We start from the raw sequence: 24915 nt of genomic DNA, 5'->3' as shown, positions 1-24915 counted from the left end.
TGTATATTGCAATTGTTGGCAAAATACTATTAATACCCACTTGGTATGGTATTTGCATATAAATTAATCACGAATAAGGGTGGAGTGATACATGGAGAATGCAAAATTAAGACGTTCGTTAACAGTATTTCCTTTAGTGCTATTTGGATTGGCTTATATGGCACCTACAACAGTTTTTTCTACATATGGGGTTGTTGCGGAGATAACGAAAGGGATGGTACCTGCTGCCTATATCATAGCTTTGGCTGGTATGTTGTTTACAGCCTATAGCTATGGTCAAATGGTTAAGGCCTACCCTGTTGCCGGTTCTGCATATACATTTACTCAAAAGGCTCTTAATCCTCACCTTGGGTTCTTAGTGGGCTGGGTTATCCTATTGGACTATTTATTTTTGCCAATGATCAATGGATTACTGATCGCTATTTACTTAAACGCATATTTTCCATCCGTTCCTTTTTCCTTCTGGTTAATAGCCTTTGTCATTTTAATCACCACTGTAAATATAATTGGAGTGAAAATAGCAACAAAAATAAATGTTTTATTAGTTGCCTGTCAATTTCTTATAATAGTAATATTTTCATTCCTCTCGATTAAAGGGTTACTTAACGGAATGGGTTCAGGAACATTATTCATGAGTTCTCCATTTGTGAACGGAGATATACAACTATCTTTAGTATTAGCGGGTTCATCTGTTTTATGTTTATCTTTTTTAGGATTTGATGCTGTTACCACATTTTCAGAGGAGACCATTAATCCGAAAAAAATAATACCAAAAGCCATTTTCCTCGTCGCGTTAATAGGGGGAGGTCTGTTTGTCACCATCTCATACATCAGTCACCTTGTTTACCCAAATTTCCAAGCTTTTAAAGATCCGGATTCCGCTTCCTTGGAAATTGCCATGTACATAGGGGGTAATTTATTTCAATCTATTTTTCTAGCAGGATATATTACCGGAGGGCTGGCATCTGGTTTATCAGCTCATGCAAGTGTTTCGCGACTTTTGTATGCGATGGGGAGAGATGGAGTTCTTCCAAAGAAAATATTTGGTCACATTCATCCAAAATTTCAAACTCCAACACACAACATCATCTTAGTGGGTATTTTTGCTTTATCTGCTTTATTTGTTGATTTAGTGACAGCATCATCCTTTATTAACTTTGGGGCGCTTGTTGCCTTTACTTTTGTTAATCTTTCGGTTATTTCCCATTATTATATTAGAGAAAAACAGCGAAACGGAATGAACACACTAAAATACCTCATATTGCCGCTGATTGGTACTGGTTTCACAATTTGGTTATGGACTAGCCTTGATTCAAAGGCACTTTTACTCGGACTGGGATGGTTTGGAATTGGTTTCATCATGCTGCTTTCAAATACGAAATTGTTTAGTAAGCGGCCGCCTGAGCTTTCTATTGATAATGCGATTGAAAAAGAAATTCAGGCATAAAAGCTATAGTCATCAAGGAGGATAAAAATGGTAAGTGCAGACATCATTCTTTCTGGTCAACATGTTTTTACTGGGTTACAAGATGAGCCAATAAAAGCAGCTATCGCCATTAAAGATACTAAAATTATTAAAATCGGTTCTAAAGAAGATATAATGTCATTCCTTGGAGATCAAACAAAAGTCTATGACATGGAAGATGGACTAATTATACCGGGTTTTCATGACTTTCATATGCACATTATGATGGGAAGCATTTTACAGAAGGATAGTGCCAAATTATTTGATGCAGCTTCAGAAGAAGATGCAGCCAAAATAGTAGGTGAATTTGCAGAAACGAGACCAAATGATGAGTGGATATTTGGCGTCGGCTGGGATCATACCAATTGGAAGAACAAAGTGCTGCCACATAGAACAACACTAGATAAATATATTAGTGATCGCCCTGTTTTATTATTCAATGCAGAAGTGCATTACGCATGGATCAATAGTAAAGCAATGGAAATCATTCAATTAACGAAAGATACCCCAGATCCGGAATATGGGGAAATTGGAAAAGATGAAAATGGGGAACTGACAGGCCTTCTATTTGAACAGGCAATTGGCTATGCATCAGAACATGCATATAAATTACCGAAAGATAAACGTGTAAGCCTATTCCAAGGTTTTCTTAATGAAACAAAAAGATTGGGAATCACATCCGTTAATGATTTATACGGAGCTAAAATTGCGCCAAATCCATTAGACGATCTTGAAATTTTCAAGGAATTTGAGAGAGAAGGGTTACTTACAACCAGAATTCACTTTTCGCCGGAATTAAAAATGGATTTAGCTGCCGCAATGGAATTACAAACAAATTATCAGTCAGACAAGCTCACCTTTTCTGGATTAAAACAATTTATAGATGGTGTTGTGACAAGTCATACTGCTTTTTTATTGGATCCTTACAAAGACCGTCCAGATACAAAAGGCGGAACAACCTATCCAGCTGATACAATTAAACAATTAGTAAAAAAGGCAGATAAGGAAAATTTCCAAATTCGTTTCCATGCTATTGGTAACGGTGCAGTCCGCTTAGCATTGGATGCATTTGAAGAAGCGAGAAACGTAAATGGACAAAGAGATGCTAGACATGTCATTGAACATGTGGAGGTATTGCATCCGGATGATGTTCATCGCTTTAAGGAATTAGATGTAATCGCTTCCTTTCAACCTAAACACATTGAATTAATGGAAAGTGAGGCATACACAGCCAGAATAAGTGAAAAACAACAACCTCTCTATTATCCTATCAAAACACTAGTGGATACTGGTGCTAAAATTGCCTTTGGTACAGATTTTCCTGTAGTACCCTTAAATCCCATGATGGGTATTTATCAGGCAATCACCAGAAAAGATTTAACCGGGAAGGCGTGGCAAGAGTCGGAAGGAGTAACATTAGCTGAAGCGTTAAAATATTACACGGCTACACCGGCATTCGGGTCTTTCAGAGATAAAGAATTAGGCACCTTGGAAGCAGGGAAGATAGCGGATATCGCAGTATTAAATAAAAATTTATTTAGCATATCAACAGAGGAAATTCTTGAAACAGAAGTGAAGATGACGATTATGGATGGAAAGGTCGTATATGAAAACCAGGTCGTCCAAAAGGTATAAGATAAAAAAATATTAAAAGGTAGGTAGTGAGAAAATGTCAAAAGTAAAAGTTGGTCTTATTCAAATTCATTGCGGAGAATTCATTGAGCAAAATATCCAAAAAACGATAGAGAAAATAAAAGAAACAGTAAATAAAGGGGCACAAATCGTTTGCTTACAGGAATTATTTTCTTCGCAATATTTTCCGCAAACGGTCAGTGTGAAAAATTATGATTTAGCTGAAGATGTAAATAGCGGTACATTAGCCGAAATGGGTGAATTAGCAAAGGAATTAGCAATTGTCTTGATTGTCCCTTTTTACGAAAGAGCAGGTGCTGGAATTTATTTTAATAGTGCAGCTGTATTTGATGCTGATGGAGAATGTTTAGGGATTACAAGAAAAAATCATATTCCGGATGGTCCCCAGTATCATGAAAAATATTATTTCGTTCCAGGCAATACAGGCTATCCTGTCTATGAAACGGCTTATGGAAAAATAGGAGTCGGGATTTGTTGGGACGAGTGGTATCCAGAAGTTGCCCGAATTTTGAGCTTACAAGGTGCAGAGATATTATTCTATCCTTCCGCTATTGGTTCAGAGCCAGATCATCCCGAGATATCGACAAGATCATCCTGGGAAAAGGCAATTTCCGCTCATGGCATTTCTAATGGTGTATTCGTTGCTGCGACAAATCGAGTGGGCCAGGAAAAGGACATGAATTTTTACGGCGGTTCATTCATTAGCGATACATTCGGGAATATTCTAGCTTCACTTGATGAAGAAGAAGGAATTATTGTGCAAGAAATTGATTTAAATGAAATAGAAGAAACTAGAAAAATTCTTCAATTCTTTAGAGACCGTCGTGTCGATACATACGGCCCTATATTACAAAAAGAAATACTCCCAACCCCATCCCCTTCAAAAAAGGGAACAAACAAAGCGCTGTTTAGTTAATCATTAAAAAATAATGCATGGATTTTCTCTTAGGAAGTCCCGTACCAATCAAGCTAATTCTGTTTTTTAAAAGTAGGAATTGCTGTCTTATTTTTACGCTTACCACATCGTAATTAAGGCTGTGCAATCCTTCTTCTCAAATTTGGTATGCTTCGCCTGAAATTTAAACGAACGATTGTTGGTGGACACGTTGTTTATGTTCAGGTGAGGACATTAGTAAAATAATAACCGTCTCTGCTAACTTTGCCATCTAATGTTTACTTTATAAAGGTAATTTTAAGAGCATGAATAAGGGACATTGGAAGTGGGGAAGCTTGCTGATATCGTTGCCCTCGACCGTGATCTTTTTGCGGTTCCGCTTGAGGAGATACCAGAAACGAAAGTGAAAATGACCATCATGGATGGTAAAATCATCTTCACTGCTCCTGAATGCTTAAATGCGTAATAAATTATACAATGGAGGTATAATAGGGCTCAGTCGATTATAGCGAAATATATTTAAAAGAAATAGCAGGTGGGACTACCTGTTATTTCTTTTTTGTTAACTGAGAGCTATGCCTTAAAAGGTATAGCGTTTTTGTTTATACAAGCAGTTTTATCAAAATTTAAAATAAACAGGTGTATAAGTATAAAAACAAGGAAATAAATTCTGAGGAAATAAAAATTTCAGGTGGAGTTATTAGTTTATTATACATGACTAATAGTGTACTTTTTTTGTATTTTAAGATAATTCCAGGACAGGAATTTTCTTATAGGGGTACCGCTAAAAGGTCTGGCAAATACAGTAAACGAATCCATTACGTGTTTTTAGATTTCCCTGAAATACGTGGAGTATATATCCTTTTTCTTATTTACCCACAAAAAAGCCAGATTCCTCTTGAATTATATTGGGAGAAAGCAATATTATTTTGCTATTCTTATTTTAAGGAGGATTGTTTTATTGGGTATTTTTATCGTATTTATGTTCTGTTTATCTATTGTTTTTTCTTTACTTCATTTGTTCCATTGTTTACCTTGGTTTCGTGGACAAAACGAAGGGATAAAACAGATTCTTGAAAAGGAAAAAGGAATTAGTATTCTAGTCCCTTGTTATAATGAACAGGGAATTATAGAAACCTCCATTAAGAGTATGAAATCATTATCTTATTCACAGTTTGAGGTCATTTATATTAATGACGGTTCAAATGATAAGACTATGAATCTCTTTCATAAATTTCTAAAGTTAAAACCATGTTCAAAATCTGCACTTAGAAAGCTTTCCCATAAGAAAGTAGAAAATTTTTATCAATCCAAACTTTATCCTAATATCTACGTTATAGATAAAAAGAATGGGGGAAAAGCTGATTCCTTAAATGCAGGTATTGAATATTCTAGCCAAAGTTTGATTGTAACATTAGATGCTGACACCATATTGACAGAACAGGCCTTATCAATTGTTAACAACACATTTGAGGATAAGGATGTAGTTGCTGCAGGTGGTATGGTGCACGTTTTGCAAACAAAAACATCTAATCCTTTGAGAGACTTGTCTTTACTTCATGCAAATATGCTAGTTCGTGTCCAAATGTTGGATTTCCTAAAAGCATTCTATATTACCAAAGTATCTCTTGCACGCTTTCGTGCATTAGCTATCATATCCGGAGCATTTGGTATTTTTACAAAACAAGCTCTTGTTGATGTAGGAGGATATCGTACAACAATAGGAGAAGATATTGATATAACACTGCGCATTCATAGGTACATATCGGGACAGAAAAAAAAGAAGATTGTTTTTGTACCGGAAGCTGTTTGTTATACAGAATTACCTGAGAACTGGAATGATTTTATCAAGCAACGCATACGATGGCAAAAAGCATTTATTGATTGTTTTATCCATTTTAGATCCTTTTTTTGGAAAACGTTTTTCACTAAGCCGGTTTCCTTTTTCTACATAGCCGAATCTTTTCTAGTAGGGACCGTGGGTACTTATATTACGACAGGTATTTTTGTGATAAATAGTACCTTAAACCCTCCTACTTTATCTCCTTATTATATATTTACCTATTTGTCTTACATTTTTTTATTTAGTTTAACGTATGACTTGGTGGCAATTGGTATGGGTAAGCATTACGGGTTTACGTTTCAGAAGAAGGATAGATATCGATTATTTATTACAATTATTTTTGATATATTTGTCTATCGATTTGTAACTTTGTATATTGTTATGTATGGAAGCATTGCTTATTTCTTTAACAAAGACTGGAATAAAGTTGCTCGAACAGGAAGAAATTATCAAACTGATTCAAAATCTGCAGCATAGTTTGAAATCTGGCCTGATGTTCTGTTTCATCACACTGCTTTTTTAAAATGCCAAATTAGGTATCTAAATGCCAATTATTGCTTTATAGAAAGATTAATTTAGCACAATTCTCGAAGACCGCCCTTTAAAGGGGGCGGTTATTTTGTTCAGCTGTAGCTTTAAATGAAGATTGTAGCTTCCGTTGTCGTAGCTTTTTCTAATGCAATTAATAGGGATTTTATTTCAATAATAGGGTTGTACTAGGGGCAGCCTTGGAACTAACGGTGCAGGTTAGTTCCATAGGAAATATAGAATGAATAAGATGAAAATGTGAAACGATAAATGAATAAAATACCCGATTCATATTAACGTCATAAGTGAGCCGCCAATAGCACCGGTTATCACTATAAACCAAGCTGGCAATTTCCAGTACACAAGCATACTAAATAAGATGGCAGCAAAAGCAAAGTCTATAGGAGCTAAGATGGAGCTGGTCCAAATGGGATTATAAAAAGCCGCAATCAAGATGCCTACAACTGCTGCATTTACTCCCATTAATGCCCCTTTTACTTTAGAATTACGGCGTAATGTGTCCCAAAATGGCAATGTCCCTAGAATAAGAAGAAATGCAGGTAAGAAAATAGCAATTGTTGCTAATAAGCCACCTTGCCATCCATTTATCACGGCACCTATGTACGCTGCAAACGTAAATAATGGTCCTGGTACAGCTTGTGTTGCACCATATCCAGCAAGAAATGCCTCTTTGTCTAGCCATCCAGTAGGGACAAATTCACGTTCAAGCAATGGCAAGACTACATGTCCACCACCAAACACTAAAGAACCAGACCGATAAAAGCTATCAAACAGAGCAATCCAATTTGATGAAGTAACCTCTCGTAAAATTGGAAGTAGAAACAGTAATCCGAAAAATAAAGCTAAACTAACAAAACCGACACCACGCGAAATTGGAAAATGAACGTTAGATTCATAACTTTCGTCGTGTTGTTTATAAATTAGAAAACCAATAAATGCGGCCAGTATAATAATACCAACTTGCACATAGGCAGTCTGCCAAATCAAGGTCCCAACCAAGGCTATTAATGCAATTGTCTTTCTCTTTATATCTGGAGTTAAATTTTTTGACATCCCCAAAATGGCGTGTGCAACTACTGCTACTGCTACTATTTTTAATCCGTGGATCCAGCCTGCATTTGAAACATCCATTCCTTTGAAAAATGATGCTAATATTACTAACGCTATCACCGAAGGCAGTGTAAAACCAAGGAAAGCTAAAATTCCACCGAAGAAACCTCCCCGCATAACTCCGACTCCAATTCCAACCTGACTGCTAGCTGGACCAGGCAAGAATTGACACAAAGCAACTAAATCAGCATAGCTTTTTTCATCCATCCATTTCCGTCGTCTAACATACTCATCATGAAAGTAACCTAAATGTGCTATTGGCCCACCAAACGATGTTAAACCAAGCCTTGTTGAAACTAATAGTATTTCAATTAGTGACTTTAAACTTCTGTTTGTTTTGTTTTGGTCCACTAAAGTATTCCTCCATTATTTAAGTTCATAAGCTTTCTTTCCGGCTTCCATAAATATTTCCTTTTTAAGTGGTCGAATAAATAATTTTCTTATTTTCCCATCGACGTTTCGTTCCTCATTTATTAAAAGTCCATCAGATTCAATTGTGTATAAAGTACCTGAATTGACGGTTTATCCATGTCATTTTAGTTCTTCGAACATCCAAAGACCAAAGTCGATTATCTATAATGAAGTATACTATTTATAAATATTTAGTTTCTAATTCCAACAATTAATTTACACACTCTTAATATTTGCTCAACCTAACATTATTTATCAAAAAATGGAAACATTTATAGCCCTTAATGTTTAGGTAAATCCATAATGAAAGCCATTACCGGAAGCTGATCAGCAGCTTCTTTTCTTTTGGAAAAAAAAGCAGTAATTATAAAGAGGAGAGATTTTACACCTAACGTACGTCCTCCTTTTTTTGTTAAGTGAGACGGTTAGCAAAGAACAATATGGGAAATACTAAAAGAATGAAAATCTTACCGAATTTTCAGAAAAATACATTGACGGGAAATTACAGTTGTTATATATTATTAATAAGTTAAATTTATTGTTATATAACAGAAGGAGGAGTCAAGATGATGAACATTCAGGATAAAGCCTATGAAAGTTATTTAAAGATTTGTGAAAGGTATGAAATCGAGTCGATAAACTTCGACCGCTTCATCAAAAACTTAACTAAAGATCAGTTGGATGAATACAGTAAATTAGCCGTTTAAATGAAAGGACGTGATTGCACAAGATGGATCTCCCGGTTGATGTAGATGTAGAAGCCAGTTAGAAACCCCACCAGTTGCTATTGGGAACAGGTGGGGTTTTGTTATGTGTTTTAAAATCCAGACTGTAATCAATCAAAAAAGAAACTGCCAGAGAAGGTCTTCTCCGGCAGTTTCTTTTAACTTCCCCGATACACTTGATAGCCCCATGGGGAAACGAGCAGTGGCACATGATAATGAGAGGATGGGGAAGATAGTCCGAAACGGACGGGTACCTGGTCCAAAAAGGGCGGATCAGGAAGCTCGATGGACTTATTCCGGAAGTAATCCCCGATATGAAAAATGATTTCGTAGTTTCCCATTTTAGTGTTTTCTGCGTTCAGCAGCGGGGCATCGAGCCTCCCGTCTGTATTTGTGACCGCTGAGTGGAGCAGCTGCCAGTCAGCGGTTGATGATTCAGAATAGTATAATTCAATCGTCACGTTTTCGGCCGGCTGGCCATGCATTAAATCCAATATATGTGTTGTTATACCAGGCATAAATACTCCTTAACCGATGTTTTCTTCAGCAGCAGCCAGGATTTTATTATTTTCGAGATTTTCTTTTTTAACGGTGAAGACCTGAAATCCATATGGCGGGCGCGGCTCTGTATATACTTTTCCTTTGGATTCCGGGATTTCGGAAACGACTGTATCCCATGTGTGGTTTTGGGATTCGAATGTAACTTCAAGAAGCTGAGGGAATCTGGTTAAAATACGGCAGCCGATTTCATAAATCAGATTTTGGATCGAAGGAGTCTCCATTTCATGGAAAACGGATGTAGCAATATCGATTACCTGTTCAGCAGCCACGTATTTAGAAGGATCCACACCGAATGCGTCCTTTTGATCCTCATAGACCCAGTGGAGATTCAAATAGATGAAAAGCGGTCGATTTCCATCTTCGGGAAGCGTCGTATACTCATCACGGACAAAACCGACAAAAGAGTTCCCGCTTACTTTGATTAATTGGAGGTCATGGATGGAACTGCTTTGCTGAACGATTTCACTGCCGTTTTCCCTACGGATGATTTCGACGGCTGCCTTGGCCCGTTCGTTGCGGGACTTTTTGAATACAAGGTCACTCGGTTTCAATTGAAGATCCGTCGCTTCAGTCACAGCTTCGAAAGGGATATCCTCGGCAATCAATTTAACCGTATCGATTTGAGGATATTTGTTAAGGAAGGCTTCTGACACATATGAAGCAAATCCTTCTAATGTTGCTCCTTTGAATGTGGCTAAATGCCGTTGGATGAAGTTTTTCATCGAATCTGTCGCGACGACCATGGAATTGTCTCCTTCCGTGAAGGAGGGAAGAAAAGAGGAGCCGCCAACGGAAACTTTTACATTGGTGCCAAAAATGATATGATCTCTGCCTGAAAAAGTGGATTCTGGTATTTGTTTGATTCCGGTTAAAGGCTTTGAATAGGTCCTATAGGCAAAAACATTTCCTTTTCCATAACTTAGTGTTTGTGCGGCTGATTTATTTTTCATTGAATTCTCTCCTTCGATTTTGATTTTATCCTGTAAACGAAATAGGGCAATTTTATGAATTTCAGATAGTGCCTTATCGAACTCTATTGTTTCTGAATGGTGAATCCTTGTTTTCATCGATTGATATATGTCATTTTTATCTTTGCCGCGTACAGCCAGGATAAATGGAAAGCCGAATTTATTCATATATTGCCGGTTCAATGATATGAAACTTTCATATTCTTCGGCAGTAAGGTCCTTTAAACCGGCGCCATGCTGTTCCTTAGTCGAATCATCACTCATTTCAACTTTGTCCCCTAGGTTCGGGTGCTTCTTGATTAATGTTAACTTTTCTTCATTTGACGAATTGCTTACAATGTCCACCATGCATTGATGCAGAATGATAATGGATGAAAATGGTCTATTGGCTGCCGCCTTTTCTGCAATCCAAGGTGAATGTTCGAAAGTATCACCAAGGAACATCGTGAAATCCTTTTCGCTAATTGCATTTAGTGACTTAATAGTAATCATTCTAAGGGCTCCTTTTTAAATGCTTTTTGCCATGAACTGATCTGCATCCGCGATGGTTCTATCTGCCGCCTTTTTCTTTCGGGGAGTCAAGATCACATTCAGGATGATGGCTGTCAGGCTTCCTGTGATGATTCCATCACCGACAACGATACGGATAGTTTCCGGCAGGCTTGAGAATAACTCGGGAACGACGGTTGCGCCCAGTCCGAGTGAGACTGAACAAGCAATGACCAATAAATTGGCATTATCCGAGAAATCGACGTCATTCAACATTTTAATTCCTGATGAAACGACCATTCCGAACATGACGACGGTAGCACCTCCGAGAACGGCAGTGGGAATCAGTGTAGCGAGTGCTGCGATTTTCGGTACAAGTCCAAGCCCGATTAAAATGAAGCCGGCTACAATGGTGATTGTTCTTTTTTTTACACCGGATAATTGTACGAGGCCTACATTCTGGGCGAATGTACTATAAGGAAAGGCATTGAAAATCCCGCCTAAAGTGAAGGCAAGGCCTTCTGCCCGGTAGCCCTTGACAATATCTTTTTCACTCAATTCCCTGCCGGTTATTTTTCCGAGAGCAAGGAATGCGCCAGTGGATTCGACAAGGATGACTGTGCCAACCAACATCATCGTAAGTATGGGTGCTATTTCAAAGCTGGGTGTACCGAAGTACAAAGGAGCGGGGATATGGAACCAAGAAGCCTCGGCAACGGTGGAAAAGTCTATCTTCCCAAAAAACGTTGAAGCGATCGTTCCTGCTATGATGCCAATCAGAACGGAAATGGAGCGAATGAATCCAGTGAAGCAGCGATTGATTAACAGAATAACGGCGAGGACTCCTAAAGAAAGCATCAAGTTCTCAGCTGAGCCAAAGTCTTTGCTGCCGGAACCGCCAGCCATATTCTTTATGCCGGTGGGCACTAAGGATAATCCAATGATGATGACGACGGTACCGGTCACGACAGGTGGGAATAATTTAAGCAGTTTACCAAAGATGTTGGAGAAAAAAATGATGAATAATCCAGCGGCTATGATTGATCCATAGATAGCGGAAATGCCATAATTGCTGCCGATGGATATCATGGGGGTGACTGCTACGAAAGAAGTTCCCAAAACTATCGGGAGGCCAATTCCAAAGTATTTATTTTTCCAGGATTGCAATAATGTAGCGATCCCGCAGGTCAATAGATCAATGGCAATAAGGTAGGCTAACTGTTGAGAATTGAATCCCAATGCCCCCCCGACGATGATCGGCACCAATATGGCACCAGCATACATGGCAAGAACGTGCTGAAGACCTAACGAGAAGGCCTTGGACTTATTAATTCTGTCATTCATAAAAAAACTCCCTTCTACAATAGCATGTCATTTTATATCACGTGATTCTGTTATGATTAATATCATAATAAAAAATCAGAAAATTGTCATTAGTTAGATTAGACAATTTTTGGTTGTGGATATAGACAACTTGCATAAAGTGATGGGAGGCTTTTGTTTTATATTTTAAGTAAGGATTTAATGCGAAGGGCAAGCCGTATCTGGAGTGTGGTCTCCGAATCTTTCAGGCTCTTGCCTAGCAGCTCCTCGCATTTCTCGAGTCTGTATACAACTGTGTTTCGGTGTACGAATAACCTTTTGGCAGTTTCGGATATTTGACAATGAGTTTCGAGATAGACGGATAATGTCTGTAATAAGGATTGCTCCTCCTCGGTGAAAACCTTTGAAAATCCCTGTAGTGCATAATGGTGAAAATTCATGAGGTCTTCTTCGGGGATGATCCTCAATAATTCCATAATATCCTTCGTTCGGAATATATGGATGTATTCGGTCCTTTTCGAAAGGCCTCCTTCGAGAAGGGAGTCGTTCGCTTCTTTGTAAGAATTCTTGGTCTGTAAAAAACTCTGGCTCAAATGGCTCACTCCGAAAGAAATCGTGCAGCCGAACTGGCTGGCTGTTATCCTTTGCAATGATTTAAGCGAGGTTTCGACAGTTTGGAGAACGTCAGAGACTTCATTCACTTCATATAAAAGAATGCATTTCTTGCCTTTGGTAAAGAGATGAATGGGATTGGGTGATAGGCAAAGTTCATCTTCCAAAAACTCGTATATCGAATCAGCCCGTCGCTGCAGCTGTGTGTAACTTATGTCCGAATCGGATTCATCGATCTTTCCGACTGCGCATATATAGGTTTTTTCATTGTGTAAGGAAAACTCCTTTGCCCGATTTATGATTTCCTCTTGTGAGGAGAAACTGCCATCGAGAAAATGAAGGAAGAAATCATTTCGGATATTCCGATCATGCTGTTTAAGGGCGTGTTCTTTCATCAGGGCAAAAGAAATGACATTAGTTGCCTGTTCTATCGTCAATGTTATGAGGTTATCGCTAGTCTTAATTTCTCCCAATATCGTCAAATAACCAAATTTTTCTTCATTCATATAGATGGGGAAGACGGTATAGGGCTGTTTATTGGAAAGGGATGAAAATGAAAAGAAAGGTGTTTTGGTTTTGTGGAATCTGAATCCCGCTTCGCTCATTTTTTTGATTATTGGAATAATTCCAGGAGTTGAGATTGGTTGGAATATCGGTTTTAGGTACTGGTCAACTAATAAGATGGGGTATCCAATCATATCCGATAAATGATCAAGCAGCTTTTGAATCCCTTTGCCGCGCATGATTAAGTTTGTGAATTGCTTATGTGTTTCCATGGCAAAAGTCAATTCCGCTGCACGTTGATCCAAAATCCCCCGTAATGTATGGTTGATGATTTCCCCGAGTGACAATTCGGCCGGGAGTTCAATGATTGGAAAGGATAAATCATTGGCAAGAACCAGTGCCTCCTCAGGTATTTCCTTTAGGTACCTCCTTGTCTTTATTCCCAGGGCTGCGCAGCCTTGGTTTGCCATCGCTTCGACGAGTGATGACAAGAGATGCGGCTTGTCCTTTATGTGATAAGCCGTCGTTACAAGGAATTCATTTGGTTTTAAAAAGTTGATGATATCCGGAGCGTCCATCATATTGACTGTGAGGACTTCCCGTTCGATCCCTGTTCCTCCGGCAATTAAATGCATGCCGGTTAATGCTGGCAATGTTAAAAGTTCGGCTACCTTCATCTGAAACACCTCATTTTGGAAAATTAGAGTATTGAGTGTAAGTTTATAAATACAGGGGGAATGAATCGGTTTTAAATTAGCGCATGTTGCTGATATTAGTTTGAATCCCTCCGTTTACTAACGTGCTTTGCGGATTTTCATTATCATATCATACAAACACTTTGGCATATCCTACAAATTTCATTGTTTGGATTATCGAATAAATAAAAAATCATTTTTATGTTAGGTTTTATAACATCGTTGGTGACATGTTATTTTAATTTTGTTAATATTTATAAAAAATAACGTGAGGATAAGGGAGACGATAAAATGAGTGAAGGCACAGTTGCTTCCAGTAAGAAAAAAAGAGTAACGCCGTTTCCGAAAGAATGCACATTCAGCAAAGGGGACTGGGATGTATTATCGCAATATTGGTTTCCTGTGGCGGCAGTCGAGGAAATATCGGAAAAACCGATAGGCATTAAACTTCTGGATGTGCACCTTGTCCTTTATCGGGCCAATGGGAAGATTATCGTTGCGAGGGACCTTTGTCTGCATCGTGGTGTACCATTAAGCATGGGATGGGTGGATGGTGATGATATCGTATGCCCTTACCACGGTTTTAGATATGGCCCGGAAGGGAAATGTACGGGGATACCTGCACATCCCAACGCTAAAATATCCCCGCGTCTTTGCATTAATATTTATCCCGCGGTTGAGCGCTACGGCTTGATTTGGACTTCGATTGCGAGCGATAAAGAGGATATTCCGAAGTTGCCGGCCTGGGATGATGAGGCATATTTGAACATCCTGCCGCCATCCATAGACATTGCCGGTTCAGCCGGTCGGCAGATGGAAGGTTTTTTGGATGTGTCCCACTTTGCTTGGGTTCATTCGGAAAGCTTCGCTGATCGTAACAATCCTATCGTTCCTAGTTATAAGGTGGAAAAAACGGAATATGGCCTGCATGTGGAATACTTAAGTTCCGTCAGTAATTACGGAAAAGGCATGCGGCATTTAGAACCTGCCCACTTTGAGTGGCTGCGTGTTTTTGATATCTATCCACCGCTGGCGGCCAGGCTTACTGTCCATTTCCCGGAGGATGGGAAACTTCACATCTTGAACTGTGCCAGTCCGGTTTCGGCACGAAAGACAAGAATGTTTTCACCGATGGCCCGTAACTTTGATTTAGATGCCCCGGTTGAAGATACTTATGAATTCAACTTGCAGATTTTCAATGAAGATAAGGAAATGGTGGAAAATCAAAAGCCGGAGGAGCTGCCTCTTGATTTGCAAGCGGAAGCGCATATCGCGGCAGATAAGACGTCGATCGCTTATCGTCAGCTATTGAGGGAATTGGGCTTAGGCTCGAATTATACAAGTTGATAAAAAGAGGGTGTCCGGTTTAATGGGCGCCCTCTTCTTTTGTTGGCTTGTTTTCAGTTGGTTATTTTGCACAAAAAAACACCGAAATACTAACAGAATTGTCAATGAAGTTAAATGTGAAAGCAAGTAAAATAATAGATAACATAAATTTGTGAATATTCATAACATGAATGGATATTGAGAAGGGAAGCGATGTGATGGGCATTCAAATCGAAAAATTCATAGATGAAAAGGATGATGTTGCGTCGATGATAGAATGGTTGGCATCTTTCGGGGCAACGGAGAGTAATGGGGTGACCCGGTTATTATATTCCAAGGAATGGATGAGCGCTCAGCAGGCAATGAAAGCTGAGATGGAAAAAGAAAACCTCAGTACATATTTTGATAGTGTAGGCAACTTGTTTGGCAGGCTTGAGGGAAGGGATCTCTCCGGTGGAATCATTCTGACCGGTTCTCATATAGACACGGTCAAGGATGGGGGGAAATATGACGGCGCATATGGGGTCATCGCTAGTTTCCTGGCGGTTAAGAGGTTGTATAAAGCCTATGGGGCGCCGCGAAAGACGATTGAAGTCGTTTCCTTTTGTGAAGAGGAAGGAAGCAGATTTCCCTTGACGTTTTGGGGGTCGAGGAATATTAAAGGAGTCTATGGTCTTGAGCATGTCAGGGATTTAAAAGATACAGAAGGAATTCCTTTTTTGGAAGCCATGAAAAAGTCAGGGTTTGAACCTGAAGCCTATAAAACCCCGGTCCGCGATGATATTGACCGGTTCGTCGAAATTCATATAGAACAGGGGATGGTGCTTGAAAAGAATGAGAATGCAATTGGGGTCGTCAGCCATATTGTCGGGCAGCGCCGTTATACGGTTAAAATCATGGGTGAGAGTGATCATGCGGGCACCACTCCCATGTCATACAGGAAGGATGCTGTCGGTTTTGCTTCGGAATTCATTTCTTTTTTAACGAAAAAAGCGAAGGGTATGGACCCGGGTTTAGTTGCGACTGTTGGGAGAATGGATGTTAAACCTAATGTTCCGAATGTCATTGCTGGTGAAGTGGAGCTCAGTCTCGATATCAGGCATCACGAGGAAGAGGTTCTTGAAAGGTTTTGTAAGGAAATCTTTTCGACTTTCGATTCCTTGGCAAAGAAAGCTGAAATGAAGCTGGAGGTTTCACAATGGATGGATGTCAAACCGGTTGCGATGGATCGGGAAATGAATGGCCTTGTCCGAAAGGTAGCTGAAGATAAAAATATACCATACCAAGATATGGTCAGCGGAGCCGGCCATGATGCACAAGTATTTGGTTCGTTTTGTCCGACTTGCTTGCTGTTCGTTCCAAGTAAGGGGGGGATCAGCCATTCGCCTAAGGAGTTTACGAGTGTTGTGGATATGGAAAAGGGAATCGACGTTTTAAGTGAAATACTATATAAATTAGCCTATTAAAGGGGTTGGGGAAAATGGCATATTCAGAATTGAATGCACCGATGAGAACGATCATGACACCAGGACCGGTCGAAGTGGATCCGCGTGTTTTAAGGGCGATGAGCACACCGATATTAGGGCAATTCGATCCTGCATTCACTACAATCATGAATGAAGTGATGGAAATGCTGCGTTTGGTTTTTCAAACGAAAAATAAATGGGCATTCCCTATCGATGGCACCTCAAGATCGGGTAATGAAGCGATTCTATGCAGCATCATTGAGCCGGGAGATAAGGTTCTGGTTCCCATATTCGGTAGATTCGGTCATTTGTTGGTCGAAATCTGTGAGCGATACGGAGCTGAAGTCCATACGATGGAATGTCCTTGGGGAGAGGTGTTCGAACCGCAAGCTGTCATCGCGGAAATCAAGAAAGTCTCCCCAAAAATAACAGCAATCGTTCATGGGGAAACTTCCACAGGTTGTATGCAGCCTTTGAAGGAAATCGGGTTGGCCTGCAGAGAATTGGGTGTCCTGCTTGTGGTGGATGCGGTTGCCTCGATCGGGGGCACCGATGTTAAGGTGGATGAATGGTGTATTGATGGGTTGATAGGAGGGACACAAAAATGCTTGTCCGTTCCTTCAGGTATGGCACCGATTACGTATAATGAGAGAATAGAAGAAATCATCCAGTCCCGTAAAAAGGTGGAACGTGGTATTGCGACGGATGAAGATAACCAAAAGGTTTCGCTCCGCCGTCCGATCACCAGTAATTATTTCGATTTAAGCATGCTGCAGGATTATTGGGGACCGCGCCGCTTGAATCACCATACAGAAGCGACCTCCATGATTTATGCGTTACGTGAAGGGTTGCGCCTTGTGCTTGAAGAAGGTCTGGAAACGCGCTTTGCCCGTCATGAACTCCACGAAGCTGCTCTCGTTGAAGGGATCAAGGCAATGGGGCTGACGTTATTCGGGGATGGGAAAAACAAACTTCCGTGTGTAACTTGCATCGAAATTCCAAACGGAATCGACGGTGAAGCTGTAAGAGCCATGCTGTTGAATGAATTTGGTATCGAAATCGCTTCCTCGTTTGGTCCGCTTCACGGCAAAATCTGGAGGATCGGGACCATGGGATTCAGTTGCAGGAAAGAAAACATCCTCTTTGTATTGGCCTCCTTGGAAGCTGTCCTTTTGCGCCAGGGGTTCCAAGTTAATCGGGGAGAGGCTTTGCAGGCTGCACTGGATGTGTATGTGGGAAAGACGGAGAAAGTGGCTGCATCAAGGGGATCTCTTTGATTATAAAACTATTTTGGGGGAGTGGTCCATATGTCAATATATGATCTTATTATCCGCAATGGATATGTAGTTTTTCCTGATGGAGTGAAGAAAGCTGATCTTGCCATCCAGGATGGGGTGATTGTTAAGATTGGGGATATCCTGGATGGCAATGGTTATGCAGAGTATGAAGCGGATGGCCAGCATATCTTTCCTGGTATGATTGATGTCCATGTGCATTTTAGCGAACCTGGCCGCGCTCATTGGGAGGGCTTTGAGACAGGATCGCAAATGATGGCGGCGGGAGGCTGCACCACATATTTCGATATGCCATTGAATGGAATCCCTTCAACGATTGATCGAAAGGCCCTCCTTGAAAAGGGCAATCTCGGTGAGATGAAGTCGGTTATAGACTTTGGATTATGGGGAGGACTGGTCCCGGGAAATATCGATGATTTAGAGGATCTCGCCAAATCCGGAGTCATCGGATTTAAGGCATTTCTATCAGCGACGGGAAATGAGGAGTTTGAACGGGCAGATGATTTCACCCTTTTACATGGAATGAAGAAAATAGCGGAATTGGGAAAGGTCTTGGCCCTTCATGCGGAAAGTGATCCGATCACTCAGTGGTTCAAGCGGGAAAAAGAGAAGGATGGACTATTCAGTGCGAATGATTATGCAGCTACAAGACCTGTGCAAGCGGAAGCGGAGGCTGTGGAGCGTGCCATTACATATGCAGAGTTAACGGGCTGTCCGCTGCACTTTGTCCATATTAGCAGTAGTTTGGCCATCGAAAAAATTGAATCGGCCAAACAGAAGGGGCTGGATGTGACGGTCGAGACGTGTCCGCATTATTTATTATTCAATCAGGATGATTTAATAGAAAAAGGCGCGGTTGCAAAATGTGCTCCCCCACTAAGGGAAAGGGAAGAACAAGAAAGATTGATTACCCGTTTAATGGAAGGGAAATTCGATATGATTTCTTCCGACCACTCACCATGCCCTTTTGAGCTGAAAGATCCTGCCATACATAATATTTTTGAAGCGTGGGGCGGAATAAGCGGGGGGCAATTTTCGTTGATGTCGATGATTGAGTTGGCTGTTTTACATGGTATCCCGCTTCATAAGGTCGCTGAGTGGACAGCTTCAGCCCCGGCAAAAAGGTTCGGTCTCTCCTCTAGAAAAGGACAAATCGAGGTAGGGAAGGATGCAGACCTTGCCATCGTTTCCCTTAATGGTACGCATGAAGTTTCGGAAACGAATTTTTTCGCGAAACATAAACAAAGCGTTTATATGGGCCATACCTTTCCTTGCCAAATCACGGCTACCATGAATAGAGGGAAAATAGTTTACGAGACTGATGTAATCAGTGAAAGGGAGCGTGGGGAGTGGCTAAAAGTGATAGATTCCAGTATTCCGGCCAATAGCTAGGAAGAAGGGTTTTAAAATAAGGGAGGGGGATTCCGAATCGGGAATCCCCTTTTTATTAGTTCAACGTATGTATCATGGGCAAAACAAGGGGAAAATAAACCGGACAAGTTGATTGCTCGTCCGGTTTCAAGTGTTACTTATTCAACTTGGTCGACGAAATATTGATTTTTCCTGTATACCATCGCTTCCATGGTTGCAATCAATTCCCTTTCATTTGACACGTCTATTTTATACCAGGCCAGTTTATGGTTTTTCTTTATTTCTTCCGCTCTGGCAGTTAAAGTCTCACCCCGTTTGCCAGCTGATAAGAAGTTGATGTTGTTTGAAACGCCAACCGCAATTTTGCCATATGAATTACTGGCTGCGGCGAACACGTAATCAGCCAGTGAAAAGATGATGGCACCGTGAACCGTTCCATGGCTATTTAGCATGTGGTCACTTGGAATCAATTCTGCTTCAGCTGTCCCGGGACCGAGTTTCGTCAATTTCATCCCTAGAAAAGAAGCGTATGGTTCGTCGACCAGTACTTGTTTGATTTGATCGTAATGCAATTCGTGAATATCCTGATCTAAATGTGTGGTCATGGAAATCCTCCTTCTTAATGGTCTTTTGCTGAACTTATCCCATATCCGGTGTTTGATTTGAACAGTACTTCAGCAAAACCGTTTTCTTCATCTTTTGCTTTTGACAGTATTGTACCTAAATAAGCTCCAATAAAGCCGAGCGGTACGGTGAAAATGGTCGGGTTGCTCATCGAGAAGAGGGGATCACCAGTGAAAATCCCCATCCCGGGTTCCGGATTCCATACATTGGGACTGAGCATGACCAGTATGATGGAGCTGAGTAACCCGAATGACATTCCGGTGATCGCTCCGGTTGCGTTGAAGCGTTTCCAATATATTGTGCAAAGAATGATCGGTAAATTGGCACTGGCAGCAATTCCAAGCGCAAGGACTGAAAGAAAAGCGACATTCATTGATTGAGCAAATAAAGCAAGTAAAATCGAAATGACCGCTACTCCGACAGAAGCCATTCGGGCAACGAGTATTTGCTGTTTTTCCGTAATATTTCCTTCCTTGATGATTTCACCGTATATATCATGTGCAAAAGCCGATGCCGACGTTAAAACAAGGCCGGATACAACCGCTAAAATCGTGGCAAATGCCACAGCAGAAACGAATGCGAATAAAAATTCCCCGCCCATGGTTAATGCAAGTAGGGGCGCGGCCATGTTTCCAGCCGAGTTTGCTTCGATGATCCGCTCAAACCCGACGAAAGATGCAGCGCCGAAACCAAGGAAAATCGTCATGATGAAAAATACCCCTATAAACCATGTGGAATATACAACGGATTTCCTTGCAGTAGCTGCGTCCTTTACTGTAAAGAAGCGGACGAGTAAATGCGGAAGGCCTGCTGCTCCAAGGACAAGCGACATATTAAATGAAATCATGTCGAGTCCATCGGTGTATTTATTTCCTGGATTCAAAAATTCCTTTCCGAGCGGTGTTGCAGTTTGTACATGTTGGAACATCTCTGAAATGTTGAAATTAAAACGGGAAAAAACGATGAACGTCAATACAGCGGAACCGCCTAGCAATAGAACCGCCTTCGTGATCTGCACCCAGCTTGTCGCTCTCATCCCGCCGAAAATCACATAAATCGTCATCAGTACACCGACAAGAAGAACTGATAGCCAATAATCGATGCCGAGCAAAAGTTTAATTAATCCTCCTGCACCTACAAGTTGGGCAATCATGTAAAAGATTGAAATGACAAGTGTGTTAGCAGCAGCTATCCCTCGCACTTTTTTTGATTTGAAGCGTGCTGAAATCATGTCTGCCAGCGTAAACTTACCTAGATTGCGAAGTGGTTCCGATACAAGATACAATAAGACAAGAAAGGCAACAAGGTTCCCGATGCTCATATAAAAGCCATCAAAACCAATCAGTGCGATTGCACCCGTAATTCCCAGGAAGGATGCGGCTGACATAAAGTCACCTGCTACGGCCAATCCATTCTGCCATGCTGTCAATCCGCCGCCGGCCGTATAAAAATCGCTGGCATTTTTCGTCTTCTTAGAAGAGTAATAGGTTATTGTAAGCGTTAACAAGATGATGCCCAAAAAAAGCGTGAGGGATAAAATGCTCATTCGCCAAGCTCCTTCTCATATTTATTCAAGATATTTTTAGCCATCTTGTCGTATTTCTCTGCTTTTTTGATATAGACAATTCCCCCTAACCATACGACAGCGAATTGGAGAAGTGCATATACCCAAGCCCAAGTAATATTAAAAAAAGCTTCACCCTTCAACACTTCGCTATAAGCAGCTAAAATAGGCAGAACAAAATAAAAAGCAAGAAAGAAGAGAGTGACAGGTACGATGAAAGCTTTTTTCTTTTGAAGCAAATACTTGAATTCTTCCGTTTCAATTAATTGACGATACTTATTTCCGTTGTCATGTCCTGATGGTGAATGGCTGTTTTTAGCCTGTGATTCCATAGTAAGCCCCCTTTTTGTGTAGTACGTTTTTAAAACGATTGTTTGATAAAATGATATATCATTGTTAAAATTAACATAGTCTGAAAATTTAGTAAATTAGTATTTTGTCTATTCGGTCATTTTATCTGAATTATAAAAACATTATTGACAACGTAGAAATGACGTATTAATCTTGAAATAAATCATAACAATAATTTAATCTCCGTTTTATTACCGTTATGTATGTTAGATGGGACAATAGTAAAATTGAGGGGGACTGAAATAATGTACAATCCGGAAGTTGAAACCGCTTCGCGTGCTGAAATGGAAAGTTTACAAATGGCACGCCTTAAAAAAACGATTAGCCATGTATATGAAAATGTACCTTATTACAGAGAAAAGTTTAGAGAGATGGGCCTGGAACCAGAAGATATTCAAACTCTAAACGATGTGATAAAGCTTCCATTTACAAAAAAACAGACGCTTCGTGATCAGTATCCATTCGGTTTATTTGCCGTTCCGATGGAGGATGTAACACGCATTCATGGTTCATCCGGAACGAGCGGAAAGCCTACAATTGTCGGGTATACGAAAAATGATTTGGAAAATTGGGCAACAATCGTCGCACGTGGAATTGTAGCTGCAGGAGGCCGCAAGTCAGATATTTTCCATAATGCATATGGATATGGTCTGTTTACAGGGGGCCTGGGCTTGCATTGCGGGGCAGAAAAGCTGGGAGTTGCGACAGTACCCATTTCAGGGGGGAATACCGATAGGCAGATTACGATCATCAATGACTTTAAACCGCGAGGCATTTGCGGAACCCCTACTTATATTTTGAATATCGCTGAAAAGATGGAAGAGATGGGAATTGATCCTGCTGATAATGGGCTTGAGTATGGGATTTTCGGAGCTGAGCCATGGTCGGAGGCAATGAGGGCAACACTTGAGAGGAAACTGAAATTGAAAGCCATCGATATTTACGGATTAAGTGAAATCATGGGGCCGGGAGTTGCGATTGAATGTCATGAAGCACAGGATGGACTGCATATCGCAGAAGACCATTTCCTTGTCGAGGTCATTAACCCGGACACGCTTGAACCGGTTAAGGACGGCGAAGATGGGGAACTTGTCTTTACCAGCCTTACAAAGGAAGCGCTGCCAATCATTCGTTACCGTACAGGTGATATCGCCTCAATTACACATGAACCGTGTAAATGCGGGCGTACGACAACTAGAATGTCCCGTGTTAAGGGCAGAACGGATGATATGATCATAGTCAGGGGAGTGAATGTGTTTCCATCTGAAATAGAGCGTGTGCTATTCCAAATGGAGGGAATTGTGCCACACTATCAGATTCATCTCGTTAAGAAGGGAAATATGGACGGTGTTGAACTGCACATTGAAATTGAAAGCGGTTTCTACAGGGAGATTGAAGAAGACTTAACGCATGGGAATGTAGAGATATTAAGGAAAACGATACAGCATCATTTGAAATCCGCATGTCTTGTAACGATGGATATTGTTGTCAACATCCCAAAAAGCATTCCCCGTTCAGAAGGAAAAGCGATTCGTGTCGTTGATAAGCGGAAGGATGAAGTCATTCGTTCATAAATTCCATGCTCATGAATATGGATGTTGAAACAGGACGATTCTGTCGTTCAGTTCTTTCCTGCTGAAGTACCGATTGGAATAAGTGAGCTGAAGAAATCGAACAAGTAAACGCGATACATAAAGCGGATGCAATCGTGGTTAAATATGGGTTTATCTCTTAATGGAAGAGAAGATGGAGCCAATCATGAAATGGAGAAGGAGGAGGGCCTTTTGTCAAAATATACAGTTGTGGATCAAGAAACTTGCATTGCTTGCGGTGCATGCGGTGCGGCTGCACCTGAAATCTTTGATTACAATGATGAGGGAGTGGCATTTGTCATCCTGGATGAAAATGAAGGAACTGCAGAGGTCGCGGAAGGTTTATTTGATGATCTGGATGATGCAGTGGAGGGCTGTCCGACAGATTCAATCAAAGTGGAAACCTCGCCCTTTAAAGTTTTAGTGGATTAAAAGATTCAAAGAAACCCAGATAATTTCCTTTTATTTCGAAAAAAGACAGAATAGTCTTGCATTAAATATAACAGTAAAATATAATAACGTTATATAAACGTTATATTATAAAAAGAGGTGATTTGGATGAACGTTCTTTTAAATGATATGGCAGGAGAAGAAAAGCTAAATCAATTCATTGCCAGAATAGAAGCGGGAGAAAAGATAGAGGCGGATGATTGGATGCCGGAAGAATACCGGGGCACTTTAATCAAGTTAATATCGATGCATGGAATCAGTGAAATCATGGGGGCGCTTCCAGAAAAGGAATGGGTACCTAAAGCCCCGACCTTAAATAGAAAACTTGGAATCATGGCAAAGGTGCAGGATGAAATGGGGCATGGGCAATTATTGCTTCGAGTCGCCGAGGATTTGCTAAGGCCTTACAGTAAAAAACGGGATGACCTAATGCAAGATTTGTTTAAAGGAGATTTAAAGTTTCATAATGTTTTCCATATGGAAGCCAGATCCTGGGGCGATGCTGGATTGATTGGCTGGCTTGTTGATGGTGCAGCCATCATTTCCCAGACGAACATGCTTGGCGCCTCATACGGGCCTTATGCCAGGGCATTACAGAGGATTTGCGCGGAAGAAGTTTTTCACGCCCAGCATGGTGAAGCAATAATCATGGCTTTGGCTGAGGGGACGGAAGAACAAAGGAAATTGGTTCAAGACTCCATCAATTATTGGTGGGAATCTTTATTACTTTTCTTTGGACCTCCCAGTAAGAATGAAGTGGGCACATCCAAACAGGATATAACGATTAAGTACAGAATCAGAACCAGTACGAATGAACAACTTCGACAAGCCTTTTTTTCTAAATATGTGAAGCGGATCCTTTCACTTGGCTTCAGCATTCCAGATGAAACGCTTAGGTTTGACAAAGCATCCGAAACCTGGATTTACCAACAACCCGATTGGGGGAAATTGAAGGTGTTCGCAAGGAATGAAGGTCCCCGTTCGCAGGATCGCTTAAGTCTTCGAAGAATTTCTTATGAAAATAATAAATGGGTACGTGAGGCATTGGCGCCCAAGGTCATCTAGAGGAGGGG

The 24915-nt window shown here is 40.7% G+C and carries 21 protein-coding genes; 13 read left to right on the top strand and 8 right to left on the bottom strand.

Features of this window, described 5'->3' with window-relative positions:
• Positions 1-91 precede the first annotated feature (91 nt).
• The 5 genes from ACSR9O_RS03630 (at position 92) to ACSR9O_RS03610 (ending at position 6333) form a co-directional block, all read left to right on the top strand.
• Positions 92-1447 (top strand): APC family permease, encoded by a 1356-nt coding sequence (locus ACSR9O_RS03630; protein ID WP_491723922.1) that lies wholly within the window; start codon positions 92-94, stop codon positions 1445-1447.
• Between the two features lie 27 nt (positions 1448-1474).
• Positions 1475-3100 carry an amidohydrolase gene (locus ACSR9O_RS03625; protein ID WP_260356831.1) on the top strand — a complete coding sequence of 542 codons (1626 nt, stop codon included), beginning with the start codon at positions 1475-1477 and terminating at the stop codon, positions 3098-3100.
• 34 nt (positions 3101-3134) lie between these two features.
• Positions 3135-4034: a carbon-nitrogen hydrolase gene (locus ACSR9O_RS03620; RefSeq protein ID WP_101224287.1), complete on the top strand. Its 900-nt coding sequence runs from the start codon at positions 3135-3137 to the stop codon at positions 4032-4034.
• 304 nt (positions 4035-4338) lie between these two features.
• The gene (locus ACSR9O_RS03615; RefSeq protein ID WP_230177252.1) at positions 4339-4479 is read left to right on the top strand and encodes an amidohydrolase family protein; all 141 of its coding nucleotides are present in this window, start codon (positions 4339-4341) and stop codon (positions 4477-4479) included.
• A gap of 495 nt (positions 4480-4974) precedes the next feature.
• Positions 4975-6333, top strand: a complete 1359-nt coding sequence (locus tag ACSR9O_RS03610) for a glycosyltransferase family 2 protein (RefSeq protein WP_260356832.1) — start codon at positions 4975-4977, stop codon at positions 6331-6333.
• A 339-nt stretch (positions 6334-6672) separates the two neighbouring features.
• Here the strand turns inward: ACSR9O_RS03610 and ACSR9O_RS03605 are convergent, their stop codons facing one another.
• Positions 6673-7866, bottom strand: a complete 1194-nt coding sequence (locus ACSR9O_RS03605; protein WP_491723921.1) for a chromate transporter — start codon at positions 7864-7866, stop codon at positions 6673-6675.
• 626 nt (positions 7867-8492) lie between these two features.
• Between ACSR9O_RS03605 and ACSR9O_RS03600 the strand changes: the two genes are divergently transcribed.
• Positions 8493-8633, top strand: coding sequence for a hypothetical protein (locus ACSR9O_RS03600; protein WP_157831099.1), 141 nt, complete (start codon positions 8493-8495; stop codon positions 8631-8633).
• A 176-nt stretch (positions 8634-8809) separates the two neighbouring features.
• Here the strand turns inward: ACSR9O_RS03600 and uraH are convergent, their stop codons facing one another.
• The 4 genes from uraH to ACSR9O_RS03580 form a co-directional block, all read right to left on the bottom strand.
• Positions 8810-9169 carry a hydroxyisourate hydrolase gene (gene uraH, locus ACSR9O_RS03595; RefSeq protein WP_101224286.1) on the bottom strand — a complete coding sequence of 120 codons (360 nt, stop codon included), beginning with the start codon at positions 9167-9169 and terminating at the stop codon, positions 8810-8812.
• 9 nt (positions 9170-9178) lie between these two features.
• The gene (gene pucL, locus ACSR9O_RS03590) at positions 9179-10672 is read right to left on the bottom strand and encodes a factor-independent urate hydroxylase (RefSeq protein ID WP_491723920.1); all 1494 of its coding nucleotides are present in this window, start codon (positions 10670-10672) and stop codon (positions 9179-9181) included.
• Between the two features lie 15 nt (positions 10673-10687).
• Complete coding sequence (locus ACSR9O_RS03585; RefSeq protein ID WP_491723919.1) at positions 10688-12013, bottom strand: nucleobase:cation symporter-2 family protein; 1326 nt, start codon at positions 12011-12013, stop codon at positions 10688-10690.
• 158 nt (positions 12014-12171) lie between these two features.
• Entirely contained in the window at positions 12172-13785 is a 1614-nt protein-coding gene (locus ACSR9O_RS03580; protein WP_491723918.1) for a PucR family transcriptional regulator, read from the bottom strand.
• A 309-nt stretch (positions 13786-14094) separates the two neighbouring features.
• Here ACSR9O_RS03580 and ACSR9O_RS03575 point away from each other — a divergent pair, with 309 nt between their 5' ends.
• The 4 genes from ACSR9O_RS03575 to ACSR9O_RS03560 all read left to right on the top strand — a co-directional run bounded on the left by ACSR9O_RS03575 (position 14095) and on the right by ACSR9O_RS03560 (position 19282).
• Positions 14095-15150: a Rieske 2Fe-2S domain-containing protein gene (locus ACSR9O_RS03575; protein WP_260356835.1), complete on the top strand. Its 1056-nt coding sequence runs from the start codon at positions 14095-14097 to the stop codon at positions 15148-15150.
• Between the two features lie 197 nt (positions 15151-15347).
• The gene (gene allC, locus ACSR9O_RS03570; RefSeq protein ID WP_260356836.1) at positions 15348-16595 is read left to right on the top strand and encodes an allantoate deiminase; all 1248 of its coding nucleotides are present in this window, start codon (positions 15348-15350) and stop codon (positions 16593-16595) included.
• A 14-nt stretch (positions 16596-16609) separates the two neighbouring features.
• A complete protein-coding gene (locus tag ACSR9O_RS03565; protein WP_101224280.1) occupies positions 16610-17872 on the top strand; it encodes a pyridoxal-phosphate-dependent aminotransferase family protein in 1263 nt (420 codons plus the stop codon).
• A gap of 30 nt (positions 17873-17902) precedes the next feature.
• Positions 17903-19282: an allantoinase gene (locus ACSR9O_RS03560; protein WP_260356837.1), complete on the top strand. Its 1380-nt coding sequence runs from the start codon at positions 17903-17905 to the stop codon at positions 19280-19282.
• 137 nt (positions 19283-19419) lie between these two features.
• Here the strand turns inward: ACSR9O_RS03560 and ACSR9O_RS03555 are convergent, their stop codons facing one another.
• Genes ACSR9O_RS03555 through ACSR9O_RS03545 form a run of 3 tightly spaced genes read right to left on the bottom strand, consistent with a single transcriptional unit; the run spans position 19420 to position 21781 of the window.
• Positions 19420-19866 (bottom strand): PaaI family thioesterase, encoded by a 447-nt coding sequence (locus tag ACSR9O_RS03555; RefSeq protein WP_101224278.1) that lies wholly within the window; start codon positions 19864-19866, stop codon positions 19420-19422.
• 14 nt (positions 19867-19880) lie between these two features.
• Positions 19881-21431 carry a solute symporter family protein gene (locus tag ACSR9O_RS03550; RefSeq protein ID WP_260356838.1) on the bottom strand — a complete coding sequence of 517 codons (1551 nt, stop codon included), beginning with the start codon at positions 21429-21431 and terminating at the stop codon, positions 19881-19883.
• Positions 21428-21781, bottom strand: a complete 354-nt coding sequence (locus ACSR9O_RS03545) for a DUF485 domain-containing protein (protein ID WP_260356839.1) — start codon at positions 21779-21781, stop codon at positions 21428-21430. The genes ACSR9O_RS03550 and ACSR9O_RS03545 overlap by 4 nt, the downstream gene beginning before the upstream one ends.
• Positions 21782-22045: 264 nt before the next feature.
• On the opposite strand from ACSR9O_RS03545, the gene ACSR9O_RS03540 reads away from it, so the two are divergent.
• The 3 genes from ACSR9O_RS03540 to paaA all read left to right on the top strand — a co-directional run bounded on the left by ACSR9O_RS03540 (position 22046) and on the right by paaA (position 24907).
• Entirely contained in the window at positions 22046-23374 is a 1329-nt protein-coding gene (locus tag ACSR9O_RS03540; protein ID WP_101224275.1) for a phenylacetate--CoA ligase family protein, read from the top strand.
• Between the two features lie 210 nt (positions 23375-23584).
• Positions 23585-23824, top strand: coding sequence for a ferredoxin (locus ACSR9O_RS03535; protein ID WP_048678740.1), 240 nt, complete (start codon positions 23585-23587; stop codon positions 23822-23824).
• 126 nt (positions 23825-23950) lie between these two features.
• A complete protein-coding gene (gene paaA, locus ACSR9O_RS03530) occupies positions 23951-24907 on the top strand; it encodes a 1,2-phenylacetyl-CoA epoxidase subunit PaaA (protein ID WP_491723917.1) in 957 nt (318 codons plus the stop codon).
• Positions 24908-24915 lie beyond the last annotated feature (8 nt).

The organism is Peribacillus sp. B65, from assembly GCF_058513295.1.
Note: the sequence above shows the minus strand (reverse complement) of the source record. Positions and strands in the feature narration are given on the sequence as shown.